General features: G+C 72.5%; 2 protein-coding genes. Both read right to left on the bottom strand.

Annotated elements, in window-relative coordinates:
• Nucleotides 1-5,828, bottom strand: a 5,828-nt coding sequence (locus tag UK12_RS30890; protein WP_045306518.1) for a non-ribosomal peptide synthetase, incomplete at its 3' end; no start/stop codon positions are given.
• 14 nt (nucleotides 5,829-5,842) lie between these two features.
• On the bottom strand, nucleotides 5,843-8,444 hold a 2,602-nt coding region (locus UK12_RS30885; protein ID WP_045306517.1), incomplete at its 5' end, for a beta-ketoacyl synthase N-terminal-like domain-containing protein.

The following is an 8,444-nucleotide window of genomic DNA, read 5'->3' as shown; positions in this document are numbered from 1 at the left end:
ACGTAGGTGCGCAGGTCGGGGATCCGCCGCCCGACCGGGCTGACCGCGCTGTCGAGGTCGTCCTCGGTCACCACGCGGTACGTCACGTGCACGGTCGTCTCGGTGATCCCGTACATGTTGACCAGCCGGGTGTCGCGGTTGGCCGGGCGCCGCAGCCACGGCGCGAGCGCCGCGACGTCCAGCGCCTCACCGCCGAACACCACCGTCCGGATCCGGTGCGGCGCGCCGTCCTCGCCCTGCGCCGGGATCAACTGTCGGAAGGCGCTCGGGGTCTGGTTGAGGACCGTCACCCCGCTCGAGCACAGCAGCCGGTAGAACTCGTGCGGGTTGCGGGTGACGGCCTGCGGCACGACCACCAGGCGGCCGCCGTACAGCAGCGCACCCCACATCTCCCAGACCGAGAAGTCGAAGGCGAAGGAGTGGAACAGCGTCCACACGTCCTCGCTCCCGAAGCCGAACCAGTCCTCGGTGGCGGTGAACAGCCGGGTCACGTTGCGGTGTTCCACCAGCACGCCCTTGGGCCGGCCGGTCGATCCCGAGGTGTAGATCACGTACGCCAGGTCCGTCGGTGCCGAGCCGGTACCGGTCGGGTCGCCGTTCGGCTCGTCCGCCCAGCGATCGGCGTCGGCCCGGACGTCCACCACCGGGAGCCCGGGGGTGTCCAGGCCCTCGGGCAGCGGCCCGTCCGTCAGCAGGACCCGGGGCCGGCTGTCCTCCAGGATGTGGCGCAGCCGCTCCACCGGGACCGCCGGATCGACCGGCACGTAGGCGCCGCCCGCCTTCAGGACCGCCAGCACGCACACCATCAGCTGCTCGCTGCGGGGCAGGGCCAGCGCCACCAGCACGTCGCGGCCGACGCCGAGCCCGCGCAGGTGCCGGGCCAGCCGGTTCGCCCGGGCGTTCAGCTCGGCGTAGCTGAGCGTACGGTCCTCGTACTCGAGCGCAACCGCGTCGGGGGTCTTGGCGGCCACCTCCTCGAACCACTCGTGCAGGCTGCGGGCCGGCTCGGCCGGGTCCTCCGGCGACCTGTTCCAGTCGGTCAGCACGCGTCGGCGCTCGGCCGCAGACAGCACCTCGACGTCGAGCGCGAGCGTGCTCGCGCCGTCGTCGGCGGCGAGGGCGGCGACGATCCCGGACAACGCCGTCTCGACGTAGTCGACCAGCGTCCCGCAGTCCACCGAGTCGTCCACCCGGACGTGGTACGCGAACTCGGCTCCGAAGTCGTCCAGCGACACCACCAGGGGGTAGTTGATCGCGTCCGCCTCCCCCTGCCAGTGGATGCCCTGGTCCTCCAGGGGGGACGTCGCGGCTCCCGGCACCCCGTCGAAGTGGCGGACGTTGACCACCGCGCTGAAGAGCTGCGTGTCGACGTCCAGGCCGCTGCACCGTTGCGCCAGGCTCAACGGGCTCTGCTCACGGGCGATCAGCTCCTGGAGGCCGTCGTCGACCTCGCCGATCACCTCCCGGACGGTCCGGCCTGCCAGCCGCACCCGCAGCGGAAGGGTGTTGATGAAGTTGCCCAGCATCCGCTCCACCCCGGGCGTGCCCTGGAGGCGTCCGGACAGCACGGTGCCGAGCACGACGTCGTCCCGCCCGCTCGCGGCGGCGACGACACAGGCCCAGGCGACGTGGAACAGACTGGCCGGGCTGGTCCGCAGCCGGGCCGCCTGGGTCCGCAGGTCACGGGCGAGGTCCGCCGGCATGGCCCGGCGCAGCTGCGGGTACTGGTGCCCGTCCCCGCGAACGTTCGTGAGTCCGAACGGTGTGGTCGGCTCGGTGACGTCGCCGAGGACGGCCCGGAAGTAGGCCTCCGCGTCGGCCGACGCCGTCTGGTGCCGGCTGTGCGCGACGAAGTCGCGGTAGGGCGGTGCGGGCGCCAGCTCCGCGCTGCGGCCGGCCATGTGGACCGCCATCTCCTTGAGGAACAGCCACAGGGTGGTGGCGTCCTCGACGAGGTGGTGCGCGCTCAGCAGCAGGTACCGGCGATCGGCGTGCGGGTCCTCGGCGACCAGCAGCCGCAGCATGGGAGCCTGGTCGACCCGCATCCGCGCGGGCTGGTTCAGCAGGGCGTCGACCTGCTGCTCGATGTCGGAGTGCGGATCCAGGACGGTCCGGTCCACCGTCAGCCGGGCGCTGCGGTACACGACCTGCGCGGGCTCGGGCAGTCCGGTGGTCACCACCGCCGTGCGCATCACGTCGTGCCGGTCGATCAGCTTCTGCAGCGCCTCGGTGAATCCGGCGCACACCTGCTCGTTCTCGGCGACCAGGAGCAGGGAGACCAGGTACGGGTCGTTGTCCGGGTCGAGCAGGTGGTGGAAGAGGATGCCCTCCTGCGCGGACGCCAGTGGGTAGATGTCCTGGATGTTGGGCGCGCCGCCGGGGACGGCGGCCGCTATCGAGTCGATCTGCTGCTGGCTCAGGTCGACCAGCGGGAGCATGTCCGGGGTGATCCGCTCGCAGCCGTCGGGGATCAGGTTGGGCGGCGTCCGGTACGCCGGGCCCGCCGGGCCGGCGTCGATCTCCGTCGCCAGCCGGGCCAGCGTCGGGCTGCTGAACACGCTGCGGACCGACACGTCGTGGCCGAGCTCCTTGAGCCTGGCCACCAGCACCGTGATGAGCAGCGAATGGCCGCCGAGCTGGAAGAAGTTGTCGTGCGCGCTGACCCGGGCCTCCTCGAAGCCCAGCAGGTCCGCCCAGACGGCCGCCAGTGCCCGCTCGGTGGCGGTGCTCGGCGCGACGTACTCCCGCTGGGTGTACGCGTCGATCCCGGGAGCCGGCAGGGCCCTGCGGTCGAGCTTGCCGTTGTTGGTGAGCGGCAGGTCCTCCAGCACGACGAAGGCGCTGGGGACCATGTACTCCGGAAGCGCGCGTTCGGCGAGTCGGCGCAGCTCCGTGCGCTGCTCCGACTCGTCCCGCCGGTCCGTCAGGACCACGTAGGCGACCAGCTGCTTGTTACCCGGCTGGTCCTCGCGAGCCGTGACCACGCAGGAGCGCACGCCGGGGTCCCGGCCGAGGACGGCTTCGATCTCGCCGAGTTCGATCCGGAAGCCGCGGATCTTGACCTGGTCGTCGTTGCGGCCCAGGTACTCCATTGAGCCGTCGGGCAGTTGGCGGGCCAGGTCGCCGGTGCGGTACATGCGGTCGCCCGGGCGGCCGCTGAACGGGTCGGGCAGGAAGCGCTCGCGGGTAAGCTCCGGGCGGTTCAGGTAGCCGCGTCCGACGCCGGCGCCGCCCAGGTAGATCTCGCCGACGGCGCCGACCGGGACCGGTTCGCCGTGCCCGTCCAGGACGTAGGTGCGCAGGTCGGGGATCCGCCGCCCGACCGGGCTGGCCGCGCTGCCGAGGTCGTCCTCGGTCACCACGCGGTAGGTCGCGTGCACGGTCGTCTCGGTGGTCCCGTACATGTTGACCAGGCGGGTGCCGCGGTTGGCCGGGCGCCGCAGCCACGGCGCGAGCGCCGCGACGTCCAGCGCCTCACCGGCGAACACCACGGTCCGGATCCGGTGCGGCGCGCCGTCCTCGCCCTGCGCCGGGATCAGCTGCTGGAAGGCGCTCGGGGTCTGGTTGAGGACCGTCACCCCGGTCGAGCACAGCAGCCGGTAGAACTCGTGCGGGTTGCGGGTGACGGCCTGCGGCACGACCACCAGGCGGCCGCCGTGCAGCAGCGCACCCCACATCTCCCAGACCGAGACGTCGAAGGCGAAGGAGTGGAACAGTGGCCACACGTCCTCGCTCCCGAAGTCGAACCACTGCCGGGTCGCCGTCAGCAGCCGCGTCACGTTCCGGTGCTCGATCATCACGCCCTTGGGCCGGCCGGTCGACCCCGAGGTGTAGATCACGTACGCCAGGTCGGTCGGCGCCGACCCCACCTCGCCCGCCACCAGGTCGTCGGCCGACTCGTCGGCCCACTGCCCGGCGTCCGCCCGCACGTCGAGCACCGGTCCGGCGGACCACGTGACGCCCTCGGGCACCGCGCCGTCCACCAGGAGCACCCGCGGTGCGGCGTCCCCGAGCACGTACTCCAGCCGCTCCGCCGGAACGGCCGGGTCCAGCGGGAGGTATGCGCCCCCCGCCTTCAGCACCGCCAGCACGCTCACCAGGATCTGCTCGGTACGGGGCAGGCACAGCGCCACCAGGACGCCCGGGGCCACCCCCAACCGCCGCAGCCGGCGGGCCAGTCGGTTGGCCCGCGCGTTCAACTCGGCGTAGCTCAGGGTCACGTCGCCGTACGTCACCGCCACCGCACCGGGTGTCGCCGACGCCGTCTCCTCGAACCACTGGTGCAGGCACCGCTCGGCCGACTCCACGTCCGGCGGGAGCTCGTTCCACTCCAGCAGCGCCCGCCGGCGCTCGGCCGGATCGAGCATCCGCAGGCGGGAGATCCGCCCCGCGGGCTCGTCCGCGACGGCGTCGAGCATCGTGGTGTAGTGGTGGACCAGCCGCTGGACCGTCTCCCGGTCGAACAGGTCGGTGTTGTACTCGAGGGTCCCGACCAGCCCGTCCGGGGTCTCCTGGAGTTCGAAGGTGAGGTCGAACTTGGCGACCGGGACCTCGATGTCGAGGAGGCGGAGCTCCAGCCCGCCCACCCTGGTCACCGTCTCGGCCTGCGCCTCCTGCAGCACGAACATCGTCTGGAAGGCGGGTGAGTGCTGGCTCAGGTCGCGCTCCAGCTGCAGCGCGTCCACCACGGCCTCGAACGGGATGTCCTGGTGGTCGTACGCCGCCAGGGTGGTGGTGCGCACCTGGGCGAGCAGCTCGGTGAAGGTCGGGTCGTCCGTCAGGTCGGTCCGGATCACCAGGGTGTTGGCGAAGTAGCCGACGATCCCCTCCACCTCGGGCCGGTTGCGGTTCGCGACCACCGTGCCGACGGCGATGTCCGTCTGCTGCGTGTAGCGGTGCAGCACCACGTTGTAGGCCGCCAGCAGGGTCATGTAGAGCGTGGCCCCGTGCCGCGTCGCGACGGCCCGCAGCCTGTCGACGAGCTCGGGCGGGCAACGGAACGCCTCGCGCGCCCCGTTGTAGGTCTTCACCGGCGGGCGGGGGCGGTCGGTCGGCAGCGACAGCCTCGGGTCGAGCCCGGTGAGCTGCCGCGTCCAGTACTCCAGCCCGCGCGCGTACTCCTCGCCGGTGAACCACTCCCGCTGCCAGTGCGCGAAGTCGGCGTACTGGACGGGCAGCGGCTTCAAGGGGTCGGGGCGCCCCGCGAGGAAGGCCTCGTAGACCAGCGCGAGGTCGCGGTTGATGACGCGGTACGACCAGCCGTCGCACACGGTGTGGTGCATGGTGACCAGCAGGACGTGCTCCTGCTCGGAGATCCGGAGCAGCCGGGCCCGGATGAGCGGATCGCGTTCCAGGTCGAACGGCGTGGTCGCCTCGCGCTCCATCAGCAGCGGCAGCCGCGCCGGGTCCGCGAGCTCCTCGGTGCGGAGCGCGAACTCCCGGCCGTCACCCACCTGCTGGTACGGGACGCCGTCCTTGACCACGAACCGGGTCCGGGCGGCCTCGTGCCGCTGCACCACGGCGTCCAGCGCCCGGACCAGCGCGGGCACGTCCAGCGGCCCCCGCAGTCGGGTCGCGCCCGGGAGGTTGTAGGCGGCTGCCGCGCTCGGCCCGTCCAGCTGCGCGAGGAACCACAGGCGCTGCTGAGTGGACGACAAGGGGAACAGTTCGTCGGCCGATCGGGGTACCTGCGGGATGACGTCCAGCAGCGACGGGTCGACACCCTGCTTGACGAGCAGCGCCCGGACCGCGCGCTGCTGCTTGGGCGAGAGGGTCCTGAACCGCTGGACCAACTCCAGCCCGCCGTGTTCCTGATTGGTGGCGGTCATCGTCGTCCTTCTCCTCAGTTCCCGCTGTTCAGGAGCGCGTCCAGTTCCTCGGCGCTCATGTTCTCGACCAGGGCGATCTGGTCGACGATCGACTGCTCTGCCTTGAGCCCGTCCGTCGCGGCCGGGATGTACGTCTCCAACGTGGTGGCCAGCTCGGACAGCCGCGACGCGGCGAAGACCACGTGGCCGGGCAGCTCCGTGCCGGTCCGCGCCTTCACCAGGTTCATCAGGCGGGTGGCCAGCAGCGAGTTGCCGCCGAGGGTGAGGAAGTCGCTCGTCACGTCGATCTGTTCGGCGTCGATCTGCAGCAGCTCCGACCAGGCGCCGACCAGGAACCGCTCGGTGTCGGTGAGCGCGGGGGCCGGCGGCTGCTCGACACCGGGGGTGCCGTGCTTGCCGGACCCGTCGGACCGGGGCTCCTCGGACCGGTCGGGCACCGTGGTGACCGGACGGTCCGTGACCGCCTCCGCCGCCGGGGTGGGGGCGTCGGGCGACCTGCCGACCCAGTGCCGTGCCGGTTCGAACCAGGTCGGCGGCAGTGGCACCAGCCGGCGGGGCGCCCGGTGCAGACCCTGCCAGGGGATGTCGATGCCGCGGACCCACATCTCGGCCAGGTGCTCGTGGTTGCGGTCCGCGACCAGACCGGCGAGGAACGCCTCGCCCGAGGGGCCGGCCAGGACGCTGCCCAACGGCCCCGCACCCTGCTCGGCGTTGCCGAGGTGGAACGGTGCGGTCGGCGTCCCGCTCCCGGCTGCGACGGGCGCACCCGTGGAGCCGTCGGCCAGGTACCGGGCCAGGGCCTGCCGCAGCTCGGGCACGGAGCCCGCCAGCACGGCGAGCCGCTCCGGCTGCGCCTCGCGGCCCAGCTGGGAGGTGTACGCGACGTCGGCCAGGCTCACCTCGGCGTCGGCCTCCAGGAAGGCGTGCAGCCGCTCCGCTGCGGTCCTCAACCGCTGCGGTGTCCTGGCGGACAGCAGCACCAGCTGCGGGCCGGACCCGTCGGGATCCGCCGCGGGGACCTCGACCGCCGGCGGGGCCTCCACCACCAGGCTGGCCAGACTGCCGCCCGCGGCCACCGAGTTGATCAGCGCCCGGCGCGGTGCGGCGGCACCCCGCCCGGCCGTCGTGGTGCTCGGCCGCCAGGTCTCCAGCTCCTCGCACAGGCGCAGCGCGGTGCCCTCGAAGTCCAGGTTCGGGTTCGGAACTCCGGCCGCCACCAACGGCACGAGCTCCTGGTGGCGCAGTTGCAGGATCACCTTGGTCAGTTGGGCGAGGCCGGAGACCGCCTCGGGGTGGCCGAGGTTGGACTTCACGCTGCCCAGCGCGACCGGCTCGGTTACCCCGCGGAACACCTCGCGCAGGGCGCGCAGCTCGACCTCGTCGGAGAGCGGGTTGCCGTTGGCCGCCGCCTCGACGTACCCGATGGTGTCGGCGCCCACCTCGGCCTTCTCCAACGCCCGCTGCATCACGCTGACCTGGGCGCGGTAGCTGGGCTTCATGAAGCCGTTGGAACGGCCGCTGTGCAGGGAGGCGGTGCCCTTGATGACGGCGTGCACCGTGTCGCCGTCCCGCAGTGCGGCGGACAGCGGCTTGAGCAGCACGGCGCCGACGCCCTCGGCGGGCAGGAAGCCGTCACCGTCGCGGAAACTGCGGCTGCCGGGATGGCTGCCGAGCAGCTGCATCTCGGCCAGCGCGCGGTACTTGGCGGGATGCACGGTGAGGTTGATGCCCGCGGCGACGGCCAGTTCGGTCTCGCCGCGCTGGAGGTCGGCGCAGGCGAGGTGGACGGCCAGGGTCGAGGACGTGCACATGCTGTCCAGGGCGAGGCTCGGGCCCTCGAAGCCGAAGAACTGCGACACCCGGTTGGAGATCATGCTGTACGAGGTCGCCTCGGTGACCGCCGCCAGCGCGGGATCGGACTCGTCCGCCCGGTGCAGCTGGTACGCCGCCCCGACGTAGACACCGACACGCCGCCGGTAGCGTCGCTCGACGGCGTCCTGGGTCACGCCGCTCTGCTCCAGCAGCTGCCACACGGTCTCCAGCATCAACCGCTGCTGCGGGTCCATCGCCGCGGCCTCGCGCGGCGAGATCCCGAAGAACAACGAGTCGAACCGGTCGATCCCGTCGAGGAAGCCGCCCCAGGCGCCGGTGGTGCCGTCCCAGCGGTCCGTCGGCGGTTCGGTGACGCAGTCCTTGCCCGCGCGCAGATTCGCCCACAGCGCGTCGATGTCCTCGGCCTGCGGGTAGCGCCCGGTGATGCCGATGACCGCGATGTCCTGGTCACGGCCGGACCAGTGCGCCACGGCTTCGACGCGATCCGCCGGTGCCGGTGCCGGTGCCGGTGCCGGTGCCGCCGTCGTCGTCGTCACCGATGCCGTCTCCGGAGCCGGAGCTGCCGGTGCCTGCGGCTCCGGCAGCGCGGCCGGGCGGGGGGCGGCCGGCTCGCCGAGCAGCACGCGCAGTGCCTGGGGGTGGTCGGTCGCGAGGTAGCGGGCCAGCTCGCGGACGCTCTCGACTTCCAGCAGGAGGGTCCGGGGCAGCGGTCCGAAGGTCTTCTCCAGTTCCGCGATCACGCCGACCGCGATGACGGAGTCCATGCCGTACCGTTCCAACGCG

It is taken from the genome of Saccharothrix sp. ST-888 (genome assembly GCF_000955975.1).
In the GTDB taxonomy this organism is placed as follows: Bacteria; Actinomycetota; Actinomycetes; order Streptomycetales; family Streptomycetaceae; genus Kitasatospora.
This window is presented reverse-complemented; position numbering and strand designations above follow the sequence as displayed.